At 64.0% G+C, this 23,514-nt stretch carries 24 protein-coding genes and 1 pseudogene; 13 read left to right on the forward strand and 12 right to left on the reverse strand.

From position 1 onward, the window contains the following. Positions 1-7 precede the first annotated feature (7 nt). The 4 genes from FHR22_RS19530 to mdh all read right to left on the reverse strand — a co-directional run bounded on the left by FHR22_RS19530 (position 8) and on the right by mdh (position 5,251). Positions 8-2,830 carry a 2-oxoglutarate dehydrogenase E1 component gene (locus FHR22_RS19530; RefSeq protein WP_166945395.1) on the reverse strand — a complete coding sequence of 941 codons (2,823 nt, stop codon included), beginning with the start codon at positions 2,828-2,830 and terminating at the stop codon, positions 8-10. An 82-nt stretch (positions 2,831-2,912) separates the two neighbouring features. Continuing rightward, the gene (locus tag FHR22_RS19535; protein ID WP_166945397.1) at positions 2,913-3,203 is read right to left on the reverse strand and encodes a GIY-YIG nuclease family protein; all 291 of its coding nucleotides are present in this window, start codon (positions 3,201-3,203) and stop codon (positions 2,913-2,915) included. Positions 3,204-3,270: 67 nt separating this feature from the next. Further along, entirely contained in the window at positions 3,271-4,161 is an 891-nt protein-coding gene (gene sucD, locus FHR22_RS19540) for a succinate--CoA ligase subunit alpha (protein WP_037517798.1), read from the reverse strand. 127 nt (positions 4,162-4,288) lie between these two features. Further along, positions 4,289-5,251 carry a malate dehydrogenase gene (mdh, locus tag FHR22_RS19545; protein ID WP_166945399.1) on the reverse strand — a complete coding sequence of 321 codons (963 nt, stop codon included), beginning with the start codon at positions 5,249-5,251 and terminating at the stop codon, positions 4,289-4,291. 331 nt (positions 5,252-5,582) lie between these two features. Between mdh and FHR22_RS19550 the strand changes: the two genes are divergently transcribed. Together FHR22_RS19550 and FHR22_RS19555 are read left to right on the forward strand one after the other, a co-directional pair. After that, positions 5,583-6,134, forward strand: a complete 552-nt coding sequence (locus FHR22_RS19550) for a phosphatase PAP2 family protein (protein WP_166945401.1) — start codon at positions 5,583-5,585, stop codon at positions 6,132-6,134. A gap of 59 nt (positions 6,135-6,193) precedes the next feature. Then, positions 6,194-7,237: a polysaccharide deacetylase family protein gene (locus FHR22_RS19555; RefSeq protein ID WP_166945403.1), complete on the forward strand. Its 1,044-nt coding sequence runs from the start codon at positions 6,194-6,196 to the stop codon at positions 7,235-7,237. Positions 7,238-7,404: 167 nt separating this feature from the next. Here the strand turns inward: FHR22_RS19555 and zapE are convergent, their stop codons facing one another. From zapE to FHR22_RS19575, 4 genes are all read right to left on the reverse strand, one after another. After that, positions 7,405-8,535, reverse strand: a complete 1,131-nt coding sequence (zapE, locus tag FHR22_RS19560) for a cell division protein ZapE (RefSeq protein WP_166945762.1) — start codon at positions 8,533-8,535, stop codon at positions 7,405-7,407. Beyond that, positions 8,532-9,029 (reverse strand): PaaI family thioesterase, encoded by a 498-nt coding sequence (locus FHR22_RS19565; protein ID WP_208417826.1) that lies wholly within the window; start codon positions 9,027-9,029, stop codon positions 8,532-8,534. The genes zapE and FHR22_RS19565 overlap by 4 nt, the downstream gene beginning before the upstream one ends. 129 nt (positions 9,030-9,158) lie before the next feature. Further along, positions 9,159-9,929, reverse strand: a complete 771-nt coding sequence (locus tag FHR22_RS19570) for an MBL fold metallo-hydrolase (RefSeq protein ID WP_166945405.1) — start codon at positions 9,927-9,929, stop codon at positions 9,159-9,161. Between the two features lie 77 nt (positions 9,930-10,006). After that, positions 10,007-10,789, reverse strand: a complete 783-nt coding sequence (locus FHR22_RS19575) for a succinate dehydrogenase iron-sulfur subunit (protein ID WP_166945407.1) — start codon at positions 10,787-10,789, stop codon at positions 10,007-10,009. A 125-nt stretch (positions 10,790-10,914) separates the two neighbouring features. Between FHR22_RS19575 and FHR22_RS19580 the strand changes: the two genes are divergently transcribed. The 3 genes from FHR22_RS19580 to FHR22_RS19590 all read left to right on the forward strand — a co-directional run bounded on the left by FHR22_RS19580 (position 10,915) and on the right by FHR22_RS19590 (position 13,974). Continuing rightward, complete coding sequence (locus FHR22_RS19580; RefSeq protein ID WP_166945409.1) at positions 10,915-12,447, forward strand: lipopolysaccharide biosynthesis protein; 1,533 nt, start codon at positions 10,915-10,917, stop codon at positions 12,445-12,447. 92 nt (positions 12,448-12,539) lie between these two features. Continuing rightward, on the forward strand, positions 12,540-13,280 hold the full coding sequence (locus tag FHR22_RS19585) for a methyltransferase family protein (protein WP_166945411.1): 741 nt from the start codon (positions 12,540-12,542) through the stop codon (positions 13,278-13,280). Positions 13,281-13,284: 4 nt separating this feature from the next. Continuing rightward, positions 13,285-13,974 (forward strand): nucleoside triphosphate hydrolase, encoded by a 690-nt coding sequence (locus FHR22_RS19590; RefSeq protein WP_208417827.1) that lies wholly within the window; start codon positions 13,285-13,287, stop codon positions 13,972-13,974. Here the strand turns inward: FHR22_RS19590 and FHR22_RS19595 are convergent. Continuing rightward, a complete protein-coding gene (locus FHR22_RS19595; RefSeq protein ID WP_166945415.1) occupies positions 13,953-14,738 on the reverse strand; it encodes a nucleotidyltransferase family protein in 786 nt (261 codons plus the stop codon). The two genes, FHR22_RS19590 and FHR22_RS19595, sit on opposite strands and share 22 nt — an antisense overlap. Further along, a complete protein-coding gene (locus tag FHR22_RS19600; protein WP_243853894.1) occupies positions 14,735-15,655 on the reverse strand; it encodes an alpha/beta hydrolase in 921 nt (306 codons plus the stop codon). The genes FHR22_RS19595 and FHR22_RS19600 overlap by 4 nt, the downstream gene beginning before the upstream one ends. Positions 15,656-15,825: 170 nt before the next feature. Here FHR22_RS19600 and FHR22_RS19605 point away from each other — a divergent pair, with 170 nt between their 5' ends. The 6 genes from FHR22_RS19605 to FHR22_RS19630 all read left to right on the forward strand — a co-directional run bounded on the left by FHR22_RS19605 (position 15,826) and on the right by FHR22_RS19630 (position 20,776). After that, a complete protein-coding gene (locus tag FHR22_RS19605) occupies positions 15,826-16,656 on the forward strand; it encodes a diacylglycerol/lipid kinase family protein (protein WP_166945419.1) in 831 nt (276 codons plus the stop codon). Next, the gene (locus FHR22_RS19610) at positions 16,653-17,501 is read left to right on the forward strand and encodes a metallophosphoesterase family protein (RefSeq protein ID WP_166945421.1); all 849 of its coding nucleotides are present in this window, start codon (positions 16,653-16,655) and stop codon (positions 17,499-17,501) included. Before FHR22_RS19605 ends, FHR22_RS19610 begins: the two co-directional genes overlap by 4 nt. 77 nt (positions 17,502-17,578) lie before the next feature. Next, complete coding sequence (locus FHR22_RS19615; RefSeq protein WP_166945423.1) at positions 17,579-18,667, forward strand: Rv3169 family protein; 1,089 nt, start codon at positions 17,579-17,581, stop codon at positions 18,665-18,667. Beyond that, the gene (locus FHR22_RS19620) at positions 18,664-19,707 is read left to right on the forward strand and encodes a phosphotransferase family protein (protein ID WP_166945425.1); all 1,044 of its coding nucleotides are present in this window, start codon (positions 18,664-18,666) and stop codon (positions 19,705-19,707) included. Before FHR22_RS19615 ends, FHR22_RS19620 begins: the two co-directional genes overlap by 4 nt. After that, positions 19,704-20,216, forward strand: coding sequence for a hypothetical protein (locus FHR22_RS19625; RefSeq protein WP_208417828.1), 513 nt, complete (start codon positions 19,704-19,706; stop codon positions 20,214-20,216). Before FHR22_RS19620 ends, FHR22_RS19625 begins: the two co-directional genes overlap by 4 nt. A gap of 356 nt (positions 20,217-20,572) precedes the next feature. Then, entirely contained in the window at positions 20,573-20,776 is a 204-nt protein-coding gene (locus tag FHR22_RS19630; protein WP_166945427.1) for a hypothetical protein, read from the forward strand. Between the two features lie 39 nt (positions 20,777-20,815). On the opposite strand, the pseudogene FHR22_RS19635 reads toward FHR22_RS19630, so the two are convergent. Both FHR22_RS19635 and FHR22_RS19640 read right to left on the reverse strand, forming a co-directional pair. Continuing rightward, positions 20,816-21,346: pseudogene (locus FHR22_RS19635) on the reverse strand (recombinase family protein); the annotation flags it as partial. Between the two features lie 182 nt (positions 21,347-21,528). Further along, positions 21,529-21,786: a helix-turn-helix domain-containing protein gene (locus FHR22_RS19640; RefSeq protein ID WP_166945431.1), complete on the reverse strand. Its 258-nt coding sequence runs from the start codon at positions 21,784-21,786 to the stop codon at positions 21,529-21,531. A 69-nt stretch (positions 21,787-21,855) separates the two neighbouring features. On the opposite strand from FHR22_RS19640, the gene FHR22_RS22435 reads away from it, so the two are divergent. Both FHR22_RS22435 and FHR22_RS19650 read left to right on the forward strand, forming a co-directional pair. Further along, on the forward strand, positions 21,856-23,025 hold the full coding sequence (locus tag FHR22_RS22435) for an energy transducer TonB (RefSeq protein ID WP_243853896.1): 1,170 nt from the start codon (positions 21,856-21,858) through the stop codon (positions 23,023-23,025). 36 nt (positions 23,026-23,061) lie between these two features. After that, entirely contained in the window at positions 23,062-23,385 is a 324-nt protein-coding gene (locus FHR22_RS19650; RefSeq protein WP_166945433.1) for a hypothetical protein, read from the forward strand. The last annotated feature ends 129 nt before the right edge of the window (positions 23,386-23,514 follow it).

Below are 23,514 nucleotides of genomic sequence, written 5' to 3' on the forward strand. Positions count from 1 at the left end.
TCTGGGCTCAGGCTTTGTTCTTGGTACGACGGATTTCGGCGCGGACGCTGAGGCCGAGCGCATCGGCGACGAGCGCCGACTGTTCGGTCTGGTGGCGGCTCATCAGACCCGTCGCGGGCGATGCCGCGGCGGCGCGGCCGGCGTAGCGCGGCCGCATGCCCTTCTTGCCCGCTTCAGTCAGCGCATCCTCGATCAGTTCGTTGACGAAGAACCAGCTACCGTTATTGCGCGGTTCTTCCTGCGCCCAGACGACCTCTTCGAGGTTCAGCATCCGCTTCAGCCGAACGCTGAGCGGCTCACCCGGGAACGGATAGATCTGCTCGATGCGGATGATCGTCGTGTCGCTCAGTTCCGCAGCATCACGCGCTTCCATCAGATCATAACCGACTTTGCCCGAGCAGAGCACGACGCGCTTGACGTCCGTGTCCGCAGGCGCGGTCCGGTCGGACATGATACGGCGGAAATGCGCCTCGCCGATGAAGTCCGACCGCTGCGATACCGCCAGCTTGTGACGGAGCAGCGACTTCGGCGTCATGATGATCAGCGGCTTGCGGAACGGACGCAGCATCTGGCGGCGCAGGACGTGGAAATAGTTCGACGGGGTCGAAATATTGCAGACCTGGATATTGTCGCCCGCGCACAATTGCAGGAAGCGTTCGAGACGCGCTGAACTATGTTCAGGCCCCTGTCCTTCATAACCGTGCGGCAGCAACAGCACGAGGCCATTGGCGCGCAGCCACTTGGCCTCGCCCGACGCGATGAACTGGTCGATCATGATCTGCGCGCCATTGGCGAAATCGCCGAACTGCGCTTCCCACAGCACGAGGCTCTTCGGATCGGCCATCGCATAGCCATATTCAAAACCGAGCACGCCATATTCGCTGAGCGGGCTGTCGAGCACCTCGAACCGGCCGTGCGGGACGGTGGTCAGCGGCACATATTTGGCTTCGGTCTTCTGGTCGACCCAGACGGCGTGACGCTGGCTGAAGGTACCGCGGCCCGAATCCTGACCCGACAGGCGGACCTGATAGCCTTCGCTGAGCAAGGTACCGAAGGCGAGGCTCTCGGCGGTTGCCCAGTCGAACACTTCGCCGTCGCTCTTGTCGGCGAACATCGCACCGCGCGCATCGATCACACGGCGCAGCGTCTTGTGAACCTCGACGTCGTCCGGGATGGTCGTCAGCGTACGACCGATCGAATCGAACAATTTGTCCGAAACCCCGGTCGAGATGTTGCGGCGCGCATTTTCGGGATCGGCGGGAGCATGCAGCCCCGACCAGCGACCCGCAAACCAGTCGGCCTTGTTGGGCTTGTAGCTTTTTGCCGCTTCGAAATCGCCTTCGAGCCGCGCGACAAACTCGGCGCGGTGAGCATCGGCCCAGCCGGCATCGATCACGCCTTCGGCTTCGAGCTTCGCGGCGCAGAGCTGCGACACCGGCGGATGCTGGCGAATGACGGCGTACATCAAAGGCTGGGTGAACGAGGGCTCGTCGCCTTCATTGTGACCGAAGCGGCGATAGCACCACATGTCGATCACGACGTCGCGCTTGAACTGCTGGCGGAAGTCGATCGCGAGCTTGCAGGCAAAGGTCACCGCTTCGGGATCGTCGCCGTTGACGTGCAGGATCGGCGCCATCACGCCTTTCGCGACGTCCGACGGATAGGGCGACGAGCGCGCGAACTGCGGGCTGGTCGTGAAACCGATCTGGTTGTTGACGATGAAATGGATGCAGCCGCCGGTATTGTAACCGCGAATACCCGAGAAGCCGAGGCATTCCCAAACGATCCCCTGCCCCGCGAACGCCGCATCGCCGTGGATCAGCACCGGCAGCACCTGCTCATGCTTTTCAAGGTCGTCGCGCACAACCTGTTGCGCACGAACCTTGCCGAGCACGACCGGATCGGCCGCTTCAAGGTGCGATGGATTGGGAACCAGCGACATATGCACCGACGCGCCGCCGAACTCGCGGTCGGTCGAGGTGCCGAGGTGATATTTGACGTCGCCCGACCCGCCGACATCGTCGGGGTTCGCCGATCCGCCGGCGAATTCGTGGAAGATCACCTTGTACGGCTTGGCGAGCACGTTCGCGAGCATGTTGAGGCGCCCGCGGTGCGCCATGCCATAGACGATTTCCTTCACGCCATACTGGCCGCCATATTTGATGATGGCTTCCATCGCGGGGATCATCGATTCGCCGCCGTCGAGGCCGAAGCGCTTCGTCCCGACATATTTGCGCGCGAGGAATTTCTCCCACTCCTCGGCCTCGATCACCTTGTTCAGGATGGCGCGTTTGCCCTCGACCGAAAATTCGATGATCTTGTCGGCACCCTCCATCCGCTCCTGGAGGAACGCGCGTTCCTCGATGTCGGAGATGTGCATATATTCGAGGCCGACATTGCCGCAGTAATTGGCGCGCAGGATCGCCACGACTTCGCGCACCGTCGCACGTTCGAGACCGAGCGTGCCGCCGAGCCACACCGGCCGGTCTTGGTCGGCGCCGGCAAAGCCATGATATTCGGGCGTGAGGTCGGCGGGCAGTTCGCGCTGGCTGAGCCCGAGCGGGTCGAGGTTGGCGGCAAGATGGCCGCGCACCCGATAGGTGCGAATCAGCATCATGGCGCGGATCGAGTCGTCCGCAGCGCGCTCGACCTCGGCGTTCGACAACGGCGCACCGGCCTTCGCCGCGGCCGCCTTCACCGCGACCTGCATCTGCTGCGGGTCGAGCGCGGCGGTCAGGTCGTCGCTATCGATCTGGGGCCAGTTCTTCGGCGCCCAGCTCGGACCCGCCTGCGGTTCGTCGATGTCAAAGCTTTGTCGTTCGAGGTTCATATCACTAACCTATCCGTGCCCCTGCGCAGGCAGGGGCCCATCTCCTGGGGACTCCACGTAGGACCGGCGGGATTGATCTTCATCACCCCTGAATTTCGAGCCACAAATCCCGCCAATCAGGATTCGCTTCCTCGATCATCCGCACCTTCCAACTTCGTTTCCAACGCTTAATTTGGAGTTCGCGCAGCCGCGCCTCCTGCAAATCCTCATGAACTTCAAACCACACCAGCTTCACGCAGCCATGAGTCTTCGTGAAGCCTTCGATCGTCATCTCGCGGTGCTGATAAACGCGCTGCACCAGCTTCGAAGTCGATCCGGTATAGATGGCGCCGTTCTTGCGGTTCGCCATGATGTAGACTGCGCCGCTCTTCATTCATCGCCCGGGGGGTGATGGGCCCCTGCCTTCGCAGGGGCACAAGCATGAGAGAGCGGCGCAATAATCAAACGCGTTCCTTGAGCACCTCGGCGAGGGTCGAGCCGAGTTCGGACGGGCTCGCCGACACCTTGATCCCGGCGGCTTCCATCGCCGCGATCTTGCTTTCGGCGTCGCCCTTGCCGCCCGACACGATCGCGCCGGCGTGGCCCATGCGGCGGCCCGGGGGCGCCGTGCGGCCCGCGATGAAGCCCGCCATCGGCTTCTTGCGGCCACGCTTGGCTTCGTCGATCAGGAACTGCGCCGCCTGCTCTTCGGCGTCGCCGCCGATTTCACCGATCATGATGATCGACTTGGTCGCTTCGTCAGCGAGGAAGAGTTCGAGCACGTCGATGAAGTTGGTGCCGTTGACGGGGTCGCCGCCGATGCCGACCGCGGTCGTCTGGCCCAGCCCGACGTTCGTCGTCTGGAACACCGCTTCATAAGTCAACGTACCCGAACGCGAGACGACGCCGACGCTGCCCTTCGAAAAGATGCTGCCGGGCATGATGCCGATCTTGCATTCGCCGGGCGTCAGCACGCCGGGGCAATTCGGGCCGATGAGGCGCGATTTCGAACCCGAAAGCGCACGCTTCACCTTGACCATGTCGAGCACCGGAATGCCTTCGGTGATGCAGACGATCAGCTCCATCTCGGCGTCGATCGCCTCGAGAATCGAGTCGGCGGCGAACGGCGGCGGCACGTAAATGCAGCTCGCCGTCGCGCCGGTCGCGGCCTTCGCTTCTTCAACCGTGTTGAAGTTCGGCAGGCCGATATGCGTCGTGCCGCCCTTGCCCGGCGTGACGCCGCCGACCATCTGCGTGCCATAGGCGAGCGCCTGTTCGGTGTGAAAGGTGCCGGTGGCACCGGTCATCCCTTGCGTGATGACCTTGGTATTCTTGTCGATGAGAATAGACATTGATTTCGTTCCGTTTCTCGTGCCCCTGCGAAGGCAGGGGCCCATCTCCAGACATTGGGTTCACCGGCTTGCCCGATCTTTCGAGCGCAGGTGATGGGCCCCTGCCTGCGCAGGGGCACAAGCTTTGTTACGCGAGGCTCGGATCCAGCGCCTTGCACGCGTCGAGCAGTTCCTTGACCGCGTCGACTGATACCTGAAGCCCGGCCTTGTCGGCGTCGTCGAGTTCGATCTCCACCACCTTCTCGACGCCGCCGGCACCGATCAGCACGGGCACGCCGACATACAGACCGTCGAGGCCGTACTGGCCGTCGACATAGGCGGCACAGGGCAGGATGCGCTTCTGGTCGGCCAGATAGGCTTCGGCCATCGCGATGCCCGATGCGGCCGGCGCATAAAACGCCGAACCCGTGCCGAGCAGCGCGACGATTTCGCCGCCGCCGCCGCGCGTGCGCTTGACGATCGCGTCGATACGCTCTTGCGTCGACAGACCCATTTTGACGAGGTCGGGAACGGGGATGCCGTTGACCGTCGAATAGCGCGTGACGGGGACCATCGTATCGCCGTGACCGCCAAGCACGAAGGTGTTCACATCCTTCACCGACACGTCGAATTCGTCGGCGATGAAGTGGCTGAAGCGCGCCGAATCGAGCACGCCGGCCATGCCGACGACCTTGCCCGCCGGGAGCCCCGAGAATTCGCGGAGAGCCCAGACCATCGCGTCGAGCGGGTTGGTGATGCAGATAACGAAGGCGTCGGGGGCGTTGGCCTTGATGCCTTCGCCGACAGCCTTCATGACCTTCAGGTTGATGCCGAGCAGGTCGTCGCGGCTCATCCCCGGCTTGCGGGCGACGCCGGCGGTGACGATGATGACGTCGGCGCCGGCAATGTCGGCATAGTCGTTCGATCCGGTGATCTTGGCATCAAAGCCGGCGACCGGACCGACCTGCGACAGATCGAGCGCCTTGCCCTGCGGCACGCCTTCGACGACGTCGAACAGGACGACGTCGCCAAGTTCCTTCTGCGCGGCGAGCAGCGCCAGCGTTCCGCCGATATTTCCGGCTCCGATCAAAGCGATCTTCTTGCGTCCCATGGCGCGCGGCACTCCCTTCCTGGCAAGCCCGGCAATTGGTTCACAGACCGGCGGGAGCACGGGCTAAAGCTCCGCTCCGGTCCCAAGACTGGCGACGCCCCTACGCCGATTCCCTTGAGGAAACAACAGCGAAAAGGACGAAATTCCGCCTTTTTTTGATAATAGTTCGCAATAACATTAGGCAGCATTTTTGATCGATCGGGATATGGTAGCAGCGGCGATTTCCTGCAAGCCTGACGGCTTTTCCTTGCCTTTGCATGACAGCCGCATAAAATCGAACCGGCCTCATGCGGGCGTGCCAGGCCGCTCCGGCATAGCAAGGATGCCGCACATGAAACTTTTCACACCCCGCTTTGTTCCGACGGCGGCGATTGCTCTGTCGCTCGGCCTCGCAGCGCCTGTCAGCGCCAGCGAAAACGGCTGGGACGATGCGGGAACGATCGCCAAAAATGCTTTGATGGTCGCGGCCTTCGCCATGCCGGCAGTCGAAGGCGATTGGGAAGGCGTGCTGCAGGCCGGGGGCAGCATCGGCGGCACGATGCTGATCACGCAGGGGATGAAAGAAGCCTTTCCGTCGCACCGCCCCGACGGCAGCGACAACAAGAGCTTTCCGTCGGGCCATACATCGACAAGCTTCGCCGCCGCCGCGACGCTGCACAACCGCCATGGCTGGGAAGTCGGACTGCCAGCCTATGTCGTCGCATCGTTCGTGGGCCTGTCGCGCGTCGAGGCGAAACGCCACCGCGTCGGGGACGTCCTCGTCGGCGCCGCGATCGGCACTGCGACGGGACATCTGATCACCACCAAAGCGAATGAACGCGTCCAGATCATCCCGTGGGGGGATACGAAGGGCGCGGGCGTCGCGATGAGCATGCAATTCTAGCCGATGGCGCGGCGCCGGATTAACCGTCCCTATACCCGAGGGAGGATAGGCTGGCGGCGATGACGCGCGCAATCATCAGCTTTGACACCGAATTGTCGGCAGGCCTCTACCAACGGGGCGTCGACGCGCGCGCCAATTTCGACAGCTCGATCCTGGGTCGCTGCCGCGAGGGCGACTTCGGTATTCACTTTCAGATGGATCTCCTCGACCGCCATGGATTGCTAGGTGTCTATTTCATCGATCCGATGCCGGCGCTCGTCTATGGCCCTGAAATCATCGATGCGATCGTGCAGCCGATCGTGGCGCGCGGGCATGAGGTCCAGCTCCACATCCATACCGAATGGCTGAAATTCGCGAACTTCAATCCCGTCGGACGCCTGACCGGACGCAATATCGGCGATTTTCCGCTGGCGGCGCAGAAAAAGCTGATCGCCCTCGCCCGCGACATATTGGTCGGTGCCGGCGCGGCGCGGCCGACGGCGTTTCGCGCCGGCAATTTCGGCGCCAACGACGACACGCTGCGCGCCCTCGCCGCATTGGGTTTTCGTTTCGACAGCAGCTTCAACGGGGCCTATCAAGGGCACGGCTGCGCCATCTCGCTTGATGCCGGCAACCTCGGCATGCGCGAGCATCACGGAATTTGCGAAGTCCCGGTCAGCGGCCTGATGGACCGCGCCAACCGCTTCCGCCCGGCGCAGCTTTGTGCGATGTCGGAAGAGGAGATGCGCGACGCACTCGACCATTCGGCGGCAAGCGGCGCGATGCAATTTTCGGCGTTCAGCCACAGTTTCGAGCTGCTGAGCCGCGACCGCAAGGTTCCCAACCGCCTTGCCATCGCGCGGATGGAAGCCTTGTGCCGTGCGATCGCCGACGACGCGCGAGTGACCAGCGGCGGCTTTGCCACCCTGCCCGCGCCGCCCGTCCGTCCGGGCCGGATCCAGGTCGCGGCGCCAAAACCGCTGCGCACGCTGCGACGCGTTGTCGAACAGGGTCTCGGTCATCTGGCGCACGAGGTGCGCTATGTCCGCGACCTCATCTATGTGACCGTCAATTCGTCACGCTGGGGGAAGATTGCCGGCGGCATCCTCCTCGCCGTGGCTTAGAGTCTGCCCTGAAGAGATTGAAGCGCCGTGATTGCCCTGTGAAGCCCACCGGCTAGGAGCGGCGTGCCGCAGGGGCTGGTGGCCCCCTGCCAGCGGCGCGACGAAGTCCGGCGGGCTTCACAGGGTAACCGCTGTGCGGCGGGCTTCAATCTCTTCAGGGCAGACTCTTAGGCCGCGGCTCCGCCATCCTCCTGGCCGTGGCCTAGCGCCAGATAATCGTCGGACTGCATTTCGGCGAGGCGGCTCGCCGTCCGCTCGAATTCAAATGCGCCGTCGCCGGCGACATAGAGCGCGTCGGGCATCGCCGCAGCGCTGGCCAGCAACTTGACCTTGAACTCGTAAAGCGCGTCGATGAGCGTGACGAAGCGCGCCGCCTCGTTGCGGTTTTCGGGTCCCATGCGCGGAATGCCGACGATGATGACGGTATGGAAATGGCGCGCGACCGCCAGATAATCGGGCGCTCCCCGCGCTTCGCCGCACAATCGCTTGAACGAAAAGACCGCGACGCCCTTCAGCGCCTTCGGCACATGGAGCAGCCGCCCGCCCCCGACATCGAGTTCGAGCGTCGGCACCTTGGAACGATCCTCGGGCGGATAATCGGTCAGCCGGAAGAAGGCGGCTGACAGCGCCGCGCTGGCTGCCTCGTCGGCGGGGACGAACCAGCGCGCCCCGTCGCCCAGCCGGTCGCGGCGATAGTCGGTCGGCCCGTTGAGGCCCATCACGTCGAGCCGTTCCTCGACCAGCGCGATGAAGGGCAGGAAATGCTCGCGGTTGAGTCCGTCCTTGTAGAGATCCTTTGGCGGCCGGTTCGACGTCGCGACCACCGTCACTCCATGCTCGATCAGCGCGGTGAACAGGCGCGACAGGATCATCGCGTCAGCGCTGTTGTTCACCACCATTTCGTCGAAGGCGAGACAGCGGACATTTTCGACCAGCGCCGCCGCCACCTGCGGGATCGGGTCGCCGCTTTCGGTCTTGCGCACCTCGCGCATCCGTGCGTGGACGTCGAGCATGAAGGCGTGGAAATGGACCCGGCGTTTGCGCTGGATATCCAGCTGATCGTAAAACAGGTCCATCAGCATCGATTTGCCGCGGCCGACCGCGCCCCACAGATAGACGCCGCGCGGTGCCTGCGGTTTGCGTCCGGCGATCCGCCAGAGCAGGCTGCCGCGCGGCGGCGCGGCTTCGAGCTCGCTTTGCAGCTGGTTCAGCCGCTCGGCGGCGGCGCGCTGTTCGGTATCGGGCTTGAGCTCGCCCGCCGCGACCAGCGCGTCATATTCGGCAAGTACCGACATCAGCCGCGCTCCTTGCTCGCCTTGCGAATGGTGCCGGCAAAGGTCAGTACGATATGACTGTCCCCCTCCCCCTGCACCACGAGCCCGCGCAGGAAGATGAGACGGCCGGTCTCGCGCACCAGTTCGACGACCGCATCCAATGGTTCGCCCAGCCGCCCTGCGCCGACGAATTGCGTCGACAGGTCGAGCGTCACCGAATGACCGGCATTCAGCGAGCCGAACTGGTGCGACGCCGCGAACAGCGCGATATCGACGAGCGCCAGCGTTACCGCGCCATGGACATTGTCGCCAAGGTTGCTGTGCTTGCGCTCCGGAATCATGCGAACGCGCGCGCAGGGACGGCCGTCGGACGTGTTTGGTTCGGCGCGCACCGACAGCGGCTCGATAAAGGCGTTGAAGCGGCTTGGGTCCTTGAGGTTCCAGCTCAGCCAGCCGCCGCCGACCTCCTCGGCACTGAAATTGTCGCGGCGCTTCGGTTCCTCGATCCCGTCATTCATGCCTTGCAATATCCATCCAGTTTTCCCGAGCGAACCAGGTCGCCATAATAATCGGCCATCGCCTTCGTTCGCGGGCGATCCTCGCCGACCCATCGCGCCGTCGCGGCAAGCCAGCCCGCCGAACAGTCCTCAAGCGCGCCCGCCCCTTTCGCGCAAGCGATAAAATCGGAAAATGCACCCCGCCAACGATTGAAATCGGCGATGTCCATCAGCGGCCCGTGCCCCGGCACCACCTGATTCGGCCCCCGACGCTGCGACCCCGCCCAGCGCCTCCAGCCAGCCTTCCGGACAGGCGGTATCGAGGAAAGGCACGGGAAACGTCACCAGATCGCCGACGATCGCGCGCTTCTCCGCCGCATCATAAATCCACAAGTCGCGCGCGGTCACGGCATGACGCACGACGCGCAGCGACAGCGGCCGGCCGGCGATCGCCATATCGCGCGATTCATCGACGATCACGTCAGGCCGCAGTTCCGCTCCGCGCGCGATCGTCGCAAGGTCGCCTTCGACCTCGGGTATCGCACTTGCCCGCACGGCGCCGTCGGCCAGCGCCTTGCGCGACGCTTCGGCGCTTTTCGCAAGGAAATCCGCCAACGCCCCGTCGATCGCCGACGTGCCATAAACCCTGATATCCGGATAGGCCGCCTTCAGCGCCGGATTGCCGCTGACATGATCGAGATGCCAATGCGTGTTGACGATCGCGACGGGGGTCATGCCGATTCCGCTCAGTCCCTGCTTGATCGCAGTGAGATGCTCGACGTGTCGCCCTGTGTCGATCACAAAGGCACCCTCGGGTCCGTAGAGGATCAGGCTGTTGCCGTCGGGGGCGCGGCCGGGTGCGAAGGTGCCGCCGATCAGGAAGGTCGCCCCGCCGATGCCGTGCGCATAGGTGCGGGGCATAGCAACGCTTTGGGCAGTTGGATGGGCGGCACACCCCGCGAGCGCCAGCGCGACCAGCGCCGGCAGCCCGAAGCGCATCAGACCTGCCGCTCGGCTTCCAGCTTCTTGATCTCAGCGATCGCGCGCGCCGGGCTCAGCCCCTTGGGGCAGGCGTTCGAGCAGTTCATGATCGTATGGCAGCGATAGAGGCGGAACGGATCTTCGAGCTCGTCGAGCCGCTCGCCGGTCATCTCGTCGCGGCTGTCGGCGAGCCAGCGATAAGCCTGGAGCAGGATCGCGGGGCCCAGGAACTTGTCGCTGTTCCACCAATAGCTCGGGCAGCTCGTCGAGCAGCAGGCGCACAGGATGCATTCGTAAAGCCCATCGAGCTTTTCGCGCTCGGCGGGCGACTGCAGCCGTTCCTTGCCGCTGGGCGTCGTCGTCTTGGTCTTCAGCCACGGCTCGATCGACGCATATTGCGCGTAGAAATGGGTGAAATCGGGGACAAGGTCCTTGATCACGTCCATCGCCGGCAGCGGGGTGATCGTGACGTCGCCCTTCAGATCCTCGATCGCGGTGGTGCAGGCAAGGCCGTTCTTGCCGTTCATGTTCATCGAACAGCTGCCGCAAATGCCTTCGCGGCACGAACGGCGGAAGGTCAGCGAGCTGTCCTGCTCGCTCTTCATCTTGATCAGCGCGTCGAGCACCATCGGGCCGCATTTTTCGGTGTCGATCTCGAATGTATCGAAGCGGGGATTTTCGCCGCTGTCGGGGTCGTAGCGATAGACTTTGAATGTCTTCACGGCCGCGGCGCCCTCGGCCTTGTGGACCTTGCCCGTCTTCTGCGGGCGGCTGTTCTTGGGCAGACGGAATTCGGCCATGTCGCGGTTCCCCTATGCAATTGGGGGTCCGACTAGACCCGATTGGCAGAGTCGGCAAGGGGTTGGATGGCGCAAAGCGTGAAAGCCGCTGGCGGCGGCGAAGGCAAGGCGCTAGGGGCGCCAGGATGAGCGAAGACGCCGCCGCACCGCCCGCCGTTACCAGCCGCAGCGTCGCGCGCGGGCTTGGCACGACCGTGCTTGCGCGGCTCGGCGCGGTGGTCGAGATCGTCGCACAGCCGCTGTACGTGCTGATGTTCGGGCTCGCGGGTTACGGCCTCTATGCCGTGCTCTGGGCAACGATCAACCTGCTCGAGAATATCTTCGATACCGGGATGACGAGCGCGATGCAGCGCACCGTGCCCCAGTCCGCAAGCGATGCCGACGCCGCGGCGGCGCTGCGCACCGCGATGATCTTCGGGGTCGGGCCGTGCCTGGTCGTCGCAGGCCTGATCGCGCTCTTCGCCGCCGACCTCGCCCCGCTGCTCAACGTCGCCGACAAGGATCGCGCGCTCGTCACCCCCGCGATCCAGCTGTTCGTCTGGGCGCTGCCCCTCTGGGCGTTCGTCGAGATCGCGACCTCGGCGATGCGCGCGCGCATGGTGTTCGGTGCCGAAATCCGCCTGCGCATCGTTTGGGAACAGATCATGCGGCTGGTGTTCGCCGGGCTGTTCTTTGCCGGCGGGCTCGGGCTCAAGGGGCTGTTCATCGCGCATCTTTGTTCGCTGGCGATCACCGCGATCCTCTGTGTCCGTCTGCTCCGGCGCTATTACAGCTTTGCCGATCTGGGGCGCGGGCCGTGGGTCAGCGAAACCACGCGCAATACGTTCTGGGCGGGGCTGTCGATCCTGCCATCGAACATCATCGCGCGCCTGTTCGGCGACGCCCCGGCGCTGATCCTCAACCTGTTACTGCCCGGCGCCGCCGGCGCTGCGGCATCGGGGCTGTTCACGATCGCGCGCAAGCTGTCGAGCGTCGTCCAGCTCGTCCGCATCGCCTTCGTCTATGTGATGGCACCGCTGGCGGCCAGCGCCGAGCGCGAGGATCGCGCGCAGGTCGCCGACATCTACGCCTATGCGACGCGGCTGATCGCGGCAATCGCCCTGCCGCTTGCCGCGGTGCTCGCGGCGGGCAGCGCGTCGCTGCTCAGCCTGTTCGGGCACCAGGCTGATGTTGCACAGGCCGCGGTCGTCATCCTGCTCTTCGCACGTGCGCTCGAAGCGGTGCTCGGCATTTCGATGCCGGTGCTGCAGGTCGTCGCCGCCTTCCGCCACCAGCTCACCGCGAGCATCTTCGGCGTGATCGTCGCGGTCGGGGCCGGCTGGCTGATCGTCGGCCATATGGATGCGCTGACCGGAGTGACGCTGGCGATGTCGATCGGGCTCGTCGTGATGGCGGGTGTGCCGATGGCCCAGCTGGCGCTCAATGAAAAACTCCATCCGTTCGACGCGCAATTCCCGCTGGTCGCGCTGCGCGGGCTCGGCATCACGCTGGCAGGAGGCGCCGTCGCGCTGCTCGCGAGCCGGCTGCCCGACCCGATCGCGCTGCCGCTGATCGCCGCCATTGCCGCCGGATCGATCTGGCTGTCGATGCGCTTCGCCCTGCCGCATGCCGACCGCGCCTCGCTGGGCAAGACGGCCCGGAAGTTGCGGCTGGTCTAGCCGTTGACAGAGACGGTCTTATTTTGGCCGTAAATTCTGCTAGAGGGGTCGCCACTTTTGACGCCGCGATGCGGCCAACAGGCGGAATACCCATGTATCAGCAAGAACTCGCCCGCAGCGGCAAGCGGCTCTTTTTCATTCGCGGCACCTATATCTACATCACCATCGCGATCTCTGTCTTGATCGCATGGGTAGCGCAGGATTGGGGTCCGTTCCAGACCGCCACCGGCGATTGCGCCTGGTTCTGGCTCTCGCTCGGCGTCGCTAGCGCCGGCGCCATCGTCCGTGTCTTCACCAGCGGCTGGGCCGCGCTCGGCACCTCGGGCCGCGCCAAGGTCGCCGCCGAAGCGAGCGAACTCAACACGACAGGCCCGTACAGCCTGGTGCGCAACCCGCTCTATGTCGGCCGCATTCTCAACTTCACCGGCCTCGCGATGCTGTCGGGCAGCTGGGTGTTCGGCGCGATCGTCTTTCTGCTCGGCATCCTGATCTACGAGCGGATCTCGATCTACGAAGAAGAATTCCTTCGCGAGAAGTTCGGCGCCGCGCATGCCGAATGGGCCAAGGACGTTCCCGCGCTCCTCCCGCGCCTCCACGGCTGGATCAAACCCAAATATCCCTTCTGGTGGAAGCGGATGATCTGGCGCGAACAGAATAAGCTGTTCCTGCTCGCCACCACGGTGTTCCTGACCTGGTTCGCGCGGCTCGACTTCAATTTCGACGCGCTGACCCCGCAGCAGTGGACCTGGGTCTATGCCTTTGCCGCGCTTGTCGTGATCCGCTTCATCATCGGCGGGCTGAAGATGGTCGGCTTCTTCAAGGAATTGAGCTGAATTGATGGGGGGCGATCTCGCTCCCCTGATCGCAGTCGTCGGCAGCGACGGGTCGGGGAAATCGACCCTGTCGGCCGATCTGCTCGCGCATGTCCGGCGGACGCGGATAGCCGAAAGCGGCTATCTTGGCCTCGGGTCGGGCGAGCAGGGCCGGCGCATCGGGCGCTGGCCGGTCATCGGTCCGCCGCTCCACCGCTTCCTCGACGGCATCGCCGATAAACTCCGCGAGCCCGGCGCACCGATCCCCGGCATGCTCGCGGCGCGCTATGCGCTGAACAAGTCGCAGAAGCGCCGCGCAAAGTTTGCGGGGCTGGTCGACCGCCGCCGCGCGGGCATCACCATCGTCACCGACCGCTACCCCCAGCTGGAAGTGCCCGGTCTCCATGACGGCCCGATCCTCGCCGGCCGCGCCCCGAATGCCCGCCTTGCCGCGATGCAGGCGGAGGAGCGCGCGCTCTATGCCGAAATGGCGGCCTATGTCCCGACGCTGGTCATCCGCCTGCATGTCGATGTCGACACGGTCATGGCGCGCAAACCCGACCACGACCGCGCGCTGATCACGCGCAAGGTCGAGACGGTGCCCATGCTGACCTTCAACGGCGCGCCGATCGTCGATATCGACGCGACGCTTCCCTATGAAGAAGAACTCGCGATCGCGACGGCGGCGGTGGATCAGGCGCTGGCAGCGGCCTGACGCGCCGCCATAATCTTCTCGATCAATTCGATATCGACGGGCTTGTCGGCATCGATGCACGCCTCGCCCTCGGACATCGGGACCACCCTGGCCTTGAGCCCGAAACGCATCCCGGCGCGCGCAATCCCCTGCTGGATCGTGAACAGGCGCAAGAGCGCGCCGATCAGCAGCCACGGACCGAACGCCGCAATGATCTTCAGCCCTTTCTTGCGGTCGCGCTCGATCCGCCCCCAGAAGTCGAGCAACGGCAGCACGCGGCGCCCGCGCAGGCGGAACATGTTCGCCCCCGACCACCAGCCGCCGCGAAACTTCAGCCAGGTTCGCTTCGATTCGGGATAGCGCGCGAGCAGTACGTCCTTTTCGACCATCGCCACCGCGACGTCGCTGTCCTCGGCGCCCGCCAGAAACGCGGCGATCATCGTCGGGGTCAGCAGCACATTGTCGGCGGTCGTGACCAGCAGCGGATCGTCCCCCGCGGGCAGCGCCGCGGCGAGCGAACTGCTGATTCCGGCGCCTGAGTCCCGGAAATGCAGGCCGCTGATCCCGGCGAGCCCCGGTTCGGCGGCCAGCTCGGCGCTGTTCTGCGCCAGCACCGTGATCGGCCCGACGCGCGGTGAAGCGCGGAGCGCGCGCACGACATGGACCAGCATCGGCCGGCCCGCGATCGGCAGCAGCGCCTTGGTCGACACACCGCTGCCGGTCAGCAGCGGGTCGGGGCCGGGCCGGCTGCCGGCCATGACGATAGCGGGGATCAGCGCGCTCATGGCGCCGCAGACAGCCGCCGCGCGGTCGCGCCGCGCAGGAAGTCGGTCGCGTCGGACAGGATCGGGCCTTTATATGCCAGCGGCCCGGTGAGCGCCATGACGAGGTCGTTGTGGCTCAGCCCCTCGTAAGTGCGCAGCGTCGCCGACCCGCCGGCCCGCTGCAGCGCCGCCGCCAGATTCTGGCTGTTGCGGACGCGCACCACCGTGTCGGCGGTGCCATGGCCGAGCCATAAGGGCGGCGCGTCGGCGCGGACGAAGTGGATCGGCTGCGTCCGTTCGGCGGGACGGATATCGCCCATCGCGACATCAGCGCGGCCGCCCTTTTCGAACGGCAGGAAATCATAGGGACCCGCGAGTGCCGCGACGCCGCGGATCACCGACGCATCGCTGCCCGCGGCCTTCATCCATTGCGGGTCGAGCGCGAGCATCACCGCATTATAGGCGCCTGCCGAATGGCCCGACAGCGCGATCCGGCCGGGATCGCCGCCATAGGCCGCAATATGCCTTTCGGTCCACGCCACCGCCGCCGCGCTGTCCTGCAGAAAGTCGGGCCAATGGCCCTCGGGGACGATGCGATAGTCGGGGATCACGACAAGGAAGCCCTGCTTGGCAAAGGCGCGCCCGGCAAAGCCATAATCGTCGCGCGCGCCGCTGTACCAGCCGCCGCCATAGAGGAAGACGAGCACCGGCAGCCGGTCGCCCTGCTTCGTCCCCGTCGGCACCCAGATGTTGAGCTTGTTGCGGTCGCCGGATCCATAGGGCTGCCCCGCGACCTGCAGGGTCGCGCCATCGCCGTCGCCGAGCAGCTTGTCGCCAAGATTGAGCGACTTGGCGCCGCCCGCCAGGATCATCCGCGTCCCGCCGCCGAAGAACAGGACCAGCAGACCCACGACTATCAGGAATTTGATCAACCGCATTCTCTTAGCCATCGCCACAGGGTCTGCGCCCTACAGGGCCGCGGTCCAGCAAACAAGCGGTGCCATAGATGCGTCCATAATTCTGCGTCATATTGCAATGTCGAGGTCCCGGCCTTCGCCCGGATGACGGGTTCAGGTGACCTTTTGCGCCGTCATGCGTAGGAAGGGCCATGACCAGCGCTTTCACCCGCCCCGCCCTTGTCTGCAACAGCCAGAGCGGCAGCCATGACGAAGCCGTTCTCCAACAAATCGTCGAACGCTGCCGCGCCGCCGGGGCGCCGCTCGCCGTGACCTTTGCGCTTCCCGATGACGATATTCCGGATGCAAATGAACTGAAACGGCAAAGCATCGACCTGTTGCTTGTCTGGACCGGCGACGGGACGATCAACGCCGCCGCGAGCGGCGCGGCGGGCTGGGACGGCGCCGTCCTGCCGCTTCCCGGCGGCACGCTCAACCTGTTGTCGAAGGCGCTCCACGGCGACCGCCCGGCGCCCGATATCCTGACCGAGGCGCTTGCGGGCAAGGGCCGCCGCACGCCGGTGCCGATCGTCCGCAGCGACGCGGGCGACGCGTTCATCACCGTCGTCGCAGGGCCCGCAACGCGCTGGGCCGAGGTGCGCGAAACGATGCGGCAGGACGGGTTGATCGAGGCGGCGGGCGCCGCGCCGGACGCGCTCGACGCCATGCTGAACGCGCCGGGCGTTCGCGTCGCGGGGCAGGAAAAAACCTATCCCGCGATCATCCTGACCCCCACCGAGCAGGGCCTGCGCGCCGACGGCATCCTGACCGAGGGCACCGCCGACGTGCTGCGCCACGGCCTGGCCTGGCTCGGCGGCGACTTTCGCGACGGGCCGAGCGAGGAGCTCGCCGCCGGCGAGACGATCATCCTCGAAAGCGAACGGCCGATCAGCCTCGAATATGATGGCGAGCTCCGCGAAACATCCTCGCCCGCGCGCTTTGCGATCGGGGCCAGTGCGGTCGATTTCATCGCGACGTCATGACCCGGCTTTTCCATATCAGCGACCTGCATTTCGGGCTCGAAGACCGCGCCGCGCTCGACTGGTTCAAGGGTCTCGTCCGCCGCGAACAGCCCGACGCCGTGCTGATCACCGGCGATCTGACGATGCGCGCGCGGACCCGCGAATTTGCCGCCGCCTGTGACTGGATCGGTGCGCTCGACATGCCGGTAACGGTCGAGGTCGGTAATCATGACCTGCCCTATTTCAACCCGATCGCCCGCTTCTTCTACCCCTATCGCCGCATTCGGGGGATCGAGCGACTGGTCGAGCGCGAACTCGACCTGCCCGGCGTCGCCGTCGTGCCGCTCAAGACCACGGCACGCGCGCAGTGGCGGCTCGACTGGTCGAAGGGCTGGGTGACGAAAAAGGCGCTCGCCAGGACAGTGGCGGCCATCGACGCGCTTCCCGCCGGGACGACCGTACTCGTCACCGCGCATCATCCGCTGGTCGAAGCGGGAACGCGCGGCCGCGCGCTGACCCGCGGCGGCGCCCGCGCGCTTCAGGCGCTCGCCGAACGGCGCGTCGCGGGGGTTCTGACCGGCCATGTCCACGACGCCTTCGACCTCGTCCAGTCGACGCCGGCGGGTCCGATCCGCATGATCGGCGCCGGCACCCTGTCGCAGCGCATCCGGTCGACGCCGCCAAGCTTCAACGAACTGCGTCTGGTGGACGGGGCGCTCAGCGTCCGTGTCCGCAACGTCGAAAAGGTTCCGACCCCCGACATGCAGATTGCCGACGTGCCATCCGATGCGCTGCCTCCGCGCGCACCCGGCGAGCCTGTCGCGCCGGTGGGCGCCGTGCCCCCGGTCGATCCGCCGGTGCATTGACGCGGCCCCATCGATGCACGCCCATTGACGCACCTTGCTATCCCGTTAGGTTGCAACAAAAAACGGGATGAGGAACGATGCTGACAAAAGGCGATGATTTCCCGCTGCACCAGAGCGCCGAGCCGATGGCCTTTGCCGGCACCGACCGCAATTTTTACGACCGCTATTTTTTCAACGGCTATTCGCCCGACGGATCGGTGTTTTTCGCCGCGGCGATGGGCTTTTATCCGCAGCTCGGCATCGTCGACGCGGCCTTCTGCGTGCTCGTTGACGGCGTTCAGCATAATCTGCGCGCGAGCCGCCGGTCGGGCGGCGAGCGGCTCGACCTCGCGGTCGGTCCGATCGCGATCGCCATCGATGCGCCGCTCGAACGGCTGACCTTGCGCATCGCCGCGAACGACGGCCCGCTCGCTGCCGAACTCCATTTCACCGCGCGCCATTTCCCGATCGAGGAGCCGCGCTTCACGCGCCGCAATGGCACGCGCCTGTTCATGGACTATACGCGGATGACGCAGAACGGCCATTGGTCGGGCTGGCTGTCGGTCGACGGCGCGCGGGTCGATGTCGACGCCGGCTGGGCCGGCACGCGCGACCGGAGCTGGGGCATCCGCCCCGTCGGCGCCGCCGAACCCCAGCCGCCGCCGCAGGGCAATTTCAGCCAATTCTTCTGGCTGTGGACACCGTGCAACTTCGCCGACCGCTCGCTCTTCTTCCACAGCAACGACGACGGCGAAGGCCGTCCGTGGAACCGCCGCGCGGTGCTGGCCGGCGGCGATGGCGGCGAGCGTCATTTCGCCGACCCGGCCTTTATCGCCGAGTGGCAGCCGGGAACGCGCCGGATGCGCAGGCTGACCGCCGATTTGGATCGCTCGACCCGGCTGGCGCTGACCCCGACCGGGCCGATGTTCGCGATGAGCGGGCTCGGTTATACGCACCCCGTCTGGGGCCATGGTTTCGACCATGGCGAGCTGGAGGTCGCGTATGACAGCCTGTCCGATGCCGAACGCCAGTGGGGCAATCCGCTGGCGATGCATGTCCAGGCGCTGGTGCGCGCCGACCTCGCCGACGGCGACCGCAGCGACAGCGGGGCCGGCGTGCTCGAACAATTGTTCGTCGGCCCGCACGCGCCGAGCGGCCTCACGGGCCTGCTGGACCCCGCACCATGAGCTTCCCGACCTCGCCCGGCGCGATGACGCCGGCGTGGCTGGCGGAAAAACTGGGGCAGGAAGCGGGCGCACTACATGGTTTTACCGCGACGCCCGTCGGGACCGGCCAGATGTGCGACAGCTTCCGCCTAACCCTCGACTGGGCGGACGGCATCGATGCGCCCGCGAGCGTCGTCGCCAAATGCCCGAGCCATGACGCGGCGAGCCGCAATATCGCCGCGCTCACCGGCACTTATGTCAAGGAAGTGAGCTGGTACCGCGAACTGGCGGCGGGCAGCGGGGTCGCGGCGCCGCATTGTTACCACGCCGACATTGCCTCGAACGACGTCGACTTCATCCTGATCCTGTCGGACCTTGCTCCCGCGCGGCAAGGCGACCAGCTTGCCGGGCTCGACCTCGCCGGACTGCGGCCGTGTATCGACGCGGCGGCCGGGTTGCACGCGCTGCTGTGGAACGACGCGCGGCTCGAAACCCTGCCCTGGCTGTCGCGCGACAATGGAGAGCTGATCCGGAGCCTGTTCCCGCAATTCTACCTCGGCTTCCGCGAGCGTTATGCGGCGCGGTTAGCACCCGAACTGCTCGATCTCGGCGCCGCCATCGTCGACCGGCTCGACGCCTATCTGGCGCGCACCCCCGCGGCGCGGACAATCGTCCATGGCGACCTGCGCATCGACAATATCCTGTTCGCCCCCGGCGGCGCGCAATGCTGGCTCGTCGACTGGCAGACGCTCGGGCGCGGCAGCGGCGCGAGCGACCTCGCCTATCTGGTCGGCACCAGCATCGCCGACCCCGCCGCGCGCGCGGCCGCCGACCGCCCCGCCTTCGACCATTGGATCGCGGCGCTGGACTCCAAGGGCATCGAAAGTGATGCCGAAGCGTTGTGGATCGACTATCGCATCGGGGCCTTGAGCGGTTATTTCATGGCGATCTTCGCCTCGATGAGCGTCGAGCGCACGACACGCGGCGACGAAATGTTCGCAGTCATGGCCGAACGCCCGGCGCGCCAGGCGCTGATGCTGGGAAGTCTGGAGTTGCTGTGAACGAGAAGAAGGGCCGGCTGGTCCATGTGAACGACCGGATGCAGTCGGGCTATAGCTATCGCCTGACGGCGCGCGCCGGACAGGATTTCGAACCCGATTTCACCCCGCATTTCACGCCGCAGGAGATGCTGGAAATGGGGGTTTTCGAGGGCAAATATTGCAACGACTGCACGGCCGAATTTCCAAAATCATGGTTCAAAAAGGCGAAGACCGCCGACATCGCCGACGCAGAGCTGAACTATTTCGGGGTGAAGAGCCGGCAGCCGCTGTCGGTGTGGCGCGACAAGGGGTGGATTTACGGCCCCGATCCGCGCGGCTGGTTCCAATGGTATTGCCGCTATTATATGGGCCGCCGCCTGCCCGACATCGATGCGATCCAGATCAAGCGCTGGCGCGGCTTCGCGCGCCATGCCGGCCAGATCCGCGCCAATTGCGACCCCGGCGACATCTTCTGCCGCCCGCGCCAGCGGCAGGCGCTGCTGCAATGGGCCTATGATCCGTTTATCTGACGCTCCGGTTTCCCACGGAGTGTCCGTTACCGGCCGATAGCTGCCGTTCATCTCCCCTCCCGCAAGCGGGATGGGAAATTCAACGTCCGCTCCCTGCCGCAATGCCGCCATCCGCCCGGCTTCGCAAACAACATGACCAAACAAAAAAGGCGGCCCATCGCTGGACCGCCTTTTCCGTTTCTCCGTCCGTCGACGAAGGAAAGTGATTAGCGCTTCGATAACTTAAACTATGAGTTATCGCATTGAATTATAAAGATTAAATAAAAATAACGCAAACCTGCTGCATATCTGTTGCAGGCTAATTCATAGCTAAGCTATTAAAATCAATATTGAAACTTGGCAAGCATAAATACGATATGAGATTTTACGAATTTGCTGCCACCAAACCCAAGAAACCGAAGAAGCCGCTGACACCTGAGCAATCCGTTGTCGCCGCCCGCAAGCGCGATGTGGATCAGGCCAAACAGGCTTTGGACCGGACGAAGGATCAGCAGAAGCGGCGCAGGGAATTCGAGAAGGCGATCAAAGCCTCCTATATCTTCAAACTGCAAAGCCGCTGATCGCAAACCATTCCATAAACGCCAGCCTCAAGTCATTTACTATGTAGACAATTCCTGACGCCTTGGCTTGACCTGTAACACGGCAGACATGTGCTCGAAGTCGATTGGGTCTAGGTCCGCAAAGCGCTCTAAGGCGTCCTTCGGCTTCCACTTCGATCGGCGTTGTTGGAAGAGTCTCCGCCACCGGAAGTTTGTCCGGTTGGGCATCTGTAGCGCGATAGCAGACAGGCCAAGCCCCGCGTCCCTAAGATCGTGGAGCATAGAAAGGTCAATGCTCGGCTTTCGGCCCTTGTAGGTTCCGCTCGCCTTGGCCTTGGCGATCCCCTCGCGCTGGCGCTCCCGGCGTAGATCATTCTCGAATTCAGCCACCGCACCCAAGATCGCGAGCGTGAGTTTGCCGGTGCTGGTCCCGGTATCAATGGATTGATGCAGACATTGGAACGCGACGCTCTTGCTGGTCAGCGTATCGAGCATCTGGAACAGATCGGATAGCGAACGCGCGAAGCGGTCCAATCTGCTGACGACGATCGTATCGCCCTCGCGGACGAAGCCGAGCATTTCAGTCAGGCCGGAGCGATCCCTGAGGGATGGAACTTTGAGTTTGGATCGAGGATGAACCGCTTAGCAGACGAGTAACTCGTGCCGCGCGCAAATAACAGAAAACCATAACTAATTGGACATTCTCCACGCAATTTTATCGGCCTCGTTGCCGGAGGAAAACTCCGTAATCGGTCAATCCGAGCAAACCGGTTTTAAATGGCTACTTCATCGGGCATGCCGCTAACGACCTCCGAAAACATCCTGACCGGATCGCCGTTCATCGCCTCCACGATCACGATGAACTCGATCACATCCACCCTGCGCTGACCGCGTTCGATGTTGCTGATGTAGCTCTGGTTTTTGCCGATCTTCTTCGCAAGATCGGCTTGATGCAGCCCTGCCGCTTCGCGCGCCTGCGTCAAACCCTTCACCAAAAGCTGGTGGGCAGCAGAGAAGGCCGATTTCGACATCTCCCGTTGACTACATGCAATAATTGCATATGCATTTTTTGAATATTGAAGCGGGACGAGAGGCGATTTATGCGGGAATATCAGGGGGAACGGTTGAACCAAACCGTGTCATTGCAAGGCCAGAATATAGACGATCTGGAGCGCATCACCAAGCTTTGGCAGGAGGGGGCGCTTACCGATGCCGAGTTTGCAACCCAGAAGACGCGATTGCTCGGTTCGACGCAACAGTCGGTCACCGCGTCCCCCGATCCAGATTGGAATGATGCCCAAAAACCCAAGCGCAACAGCGTGGCCGTTTATGGCGCTTGGACATTGATCGTCGCTGCGGCAGGCGGCTCTGGCATTCTGGCCTATGATTATATCGGCAACAACACAAAGATCGTGGAGGCCATCGCAGACACTCGGCCGGAAATTGCAGCCGATAACCTGCTTGAACAGGCGCTGCGTCTGGGCGTTGCAAAGCGGGCCGACTATACAAAATTGTTGGAAAACGGTGGCCTTGATAGAGGCGAAACGTGGCATGGCCTTCAACTGACGGAGGTTCAGGTCGAATATCTTCCGTCGGGAAAGGCGAAGAGCTTCTTCGCTACCACCCCGCGTTTGACCTCAACAATCGCAGATATTCGTCGCGCTATTAACGGCGTCTGTGGTTTGAAGGATGGCGATTGGGTGAAAAGCGACATGCCGGGCTATATCTCGGCAACTGCCACCAATGCGAAGTGCGATGCGCTATACCTCCCTGCCAATGAAGAGCGATGGGCCATCACCCTTAACCTTCCCGACACAGTAAAGAGTCCGCGGCACCCTGAGGAACAGAGTGAACCCACGTCGAACGGACGCGATACAGCCCAGACCTCCAATGGGGTCACGAACGAAAGTGAAGATGCATCGAAGGAGGCGATCCGGAATGAAGGAGCGGAAGTTGCCGATCCGAACGTCGATCTGTCCAGTCCCGCCCGTCTGATCGGCAGCCCGCAACAATGGATCACATATGACGACTATCCAGTTCGAGCGATGCGCGAACAGCGGGAAGGAACGGCCGACTTCCGCCTTGCCTTCAACGAGCGAGGCTCTGTTGTCGCATGTGAGGTGACGTCATCCAGCGGTCATGCCGACCTTGATACGGCGACATGCTCCATAGCGCGGCGGCGCGCTCGTTTTAATCCGGGCCAAGACCGGACCGGCAATCCGACGGGCGGCACCTACAGCAACCGCATTCGCTGGCAGATTCCGCGATAAAAATCACCTTATCCAAAATATTTGAGGGGATTGGCGATGTGGTTCGCGTTGCTATTTTCAATTTTCGGACTTCGTGGTTTGGTGATCGGGGAAGGAAATCCCGTCATAGTGGGAACCTTGACGCTTTCCCTGTATCTCTATTTCCATTGGCGGCTCGATCTGCGCCGCGACGTGCGGAGGAAAATCGTCCCCGACACCCTCGCGTTGCTATACGGCTCTGGGGAATGGCCGCCGTCCTGGCAGCAGCAGCGGCACGACCTCTTGCAGCATTTCGAAGCGCTGCGATCAGCAGAGGAAAACGCGCTCAGGAAATTTTATTACAGCAAGGTGTGTAAAGAAATTTCGCTCATCTCGAAGTGAAGCGGTATCCTCCCCTCACTACTAGTGAGAACGCGCCATCAGAGCTTCTGAGCGCGGAGCGGCGCGAAACGCCGTCCGCTACTGGGCTAGGGGATGTCGCCTTCGTCGGGCTGGAAAACGCAATTCAGG

It is taken from the genome of Sphingopyxis panaciterrae (assembly GCF_011762125.1).
In the GTDB taxonomy this organism is placed as follows: domain Bacteria; phylum Pseudomonadota; class Alphaproteobacteria; order Sphingomonadales; family Sphingomonadaceae; genus Sphingopyxis; species Sphingopyxis panaciterrae.

Excerpts from the sequence above, each read along its gene's own strand:
- FHR22_RS19530 (WP_166945395.1), bottom strand. The coding sequence starts at position 2,830 with ATGAACCTCGAACGACAAAGCTTTGACATCGACGAACCGCAGGCGGGT.
- FHR22_RS19535 (WP_166945397.1), bottom strand. The coding sequence starts at position 3,203 with ATGAAGAGCGGCGCAGTCTACATCATGGCGAACCGCAAGAACGGCGCC.
- sucD (WP_037517798.1), bottom strand. The coding sequence starts at position 4,161 with ATGTCTATTCTCATCGACAAGAATACCAAGGTCATCACGCAAGGGATG.
- mdh (WP_166945399.1), bottom strand. The coding sequence starts at position 5,251 with ATGGGACGCAAGAAGATCGCTTTGATCGGAGCCGGAAATATCGGCGGA.
- FHR22_RS19550 (WP_166945401.1), top strand. The coding sequence starts at position 5,583 with ATGAAACTTTTCACACCCCGCTTTGTTCCGACGGCGGCGATTGCTCTG.
- FHR22_RS19555 (WP_166945403.1), top strand. The coding sequence starts at position 6,194 with ATGACGCGCGCAATCATCAGCTTTGACACCGAATTGTCGGCAGGCCTC.
- FHR22_RS19565 (WP_208417826.1), bottom strand. The coding sequence starts at position 9,029 with ATGAATGACGGGATCGAGGAACCGAAGCGCCGCGACAATTTCAGTGCC.
- FHR22_RS19570 (WP_166945405.1), bottom strand. The coding sequence starts at position 9,929 with ATGCCCCGCACCTATGCGCACGGCATCGGCGGGGCGACCTTCCTGATC.
- FHR22_RS19575 (WP_166945407.1), bottom strand. The coding sequence starts at position 10,789 with ATGGCCGAATTCCGTCTGCCCAAGAACAGCCGCCCGCAGAAGACGGGC.
- FHR22_RS19580 (WP_166945409.1), top strand. The coding sequence starts at position 10,915 with ATGAGCGAAGACGCCGCCGCACCGCCCGCCGTTACCAGCCGCAGCGTC.
- FHR22_RS19585 (WP_166945411.1), top strand. The coding sequence starts at position 12,540 with ATGTATCAGCAAGAACTCGCCCGCAGCGGCAAGCGGCTCTTTTTCATT.
- FHR22_RS19590 (WP_208417827.1), top strand. The coding sequence starts at position 13,285 with ATGGGGGGCGATCTCGCTCCCCTGATCGCAGTCGTCGGCAGCGACGGG.
- FHR22_RS19595 (WP_166945415.1), bottom strand. The coding sequence starts at position 14,738 with ATGAGCGCGCTGATCCCCGCTATCGTCATGGCCGGCAGCCGGCCCGGC.
- FHR22_RS19600 (WP_243853894.1), bottom strand. The coding sequence starts at position 15,655 with ATGCGGTTGATCAAATTCCTGATAGTCGTGGGTCTGCTGGTCCTGTTC.
- FHR22_RS19605 (WP_166945419.1), top strand. The coding sequence starts at position 15,826 with ATGACCAGCGCTTTCACCCGCCCCGCCCTTGTCTGCAACAGCCAGAGC.
- FHR22_RS19610 (WP_166945421.1), top strand. The coding sequence starts at position 16,653 with ATGACCCGGCTTTTCCATATCAGCGACCTGCATTTCGGGCTCGAAGAC.
- FHR22_RS19615 (WP_166945423.1), top strand. The coding sequence starts at position 17,579 with ATGCTGACAAAAGGCGATGATTTCCCGCTGCACCAGAGCGCCGAGCCG.
- FHR22_RS19620 (WP_166945425.1), top strand. The coding sequence starts at position 18,664 with ATGAGCTTCCCGACCTCGCCCGGCGCGATGACGCCGGCGTGGCTGGCG.
- FHR22_RS19630 (WP_166945427.1), top strand. The coding sequence starts at position 20,573 with ATGAGATTTTACGAATTTGCTGCCACCAAACCCAAGAAACCGAAGAAG.
- FHR22_RS19640 (WP_166945431.1), bottom strand. The coding sequence starts at position 21,786 with ATGTCGAAATCGGCCTTCTCTGCTGCCCACCAGCTTTTGGTGAAGGGT.
- FHR22_RS22435 (WP_243853896.1), top strand. The coding sequence starts at position 21,856 with ATGCGGGAATATCAGGGGGAACGGTTGAACCAAACCGTGTCATTGCAA.
- FHR22_RS19650 (WP_166945433.1), top strand. The coding sequence starts at position 23,062 with ATGTGGTTCGCGTTGCTATTTTCAATTTTCGGACTTCGTGGTTTGGTG.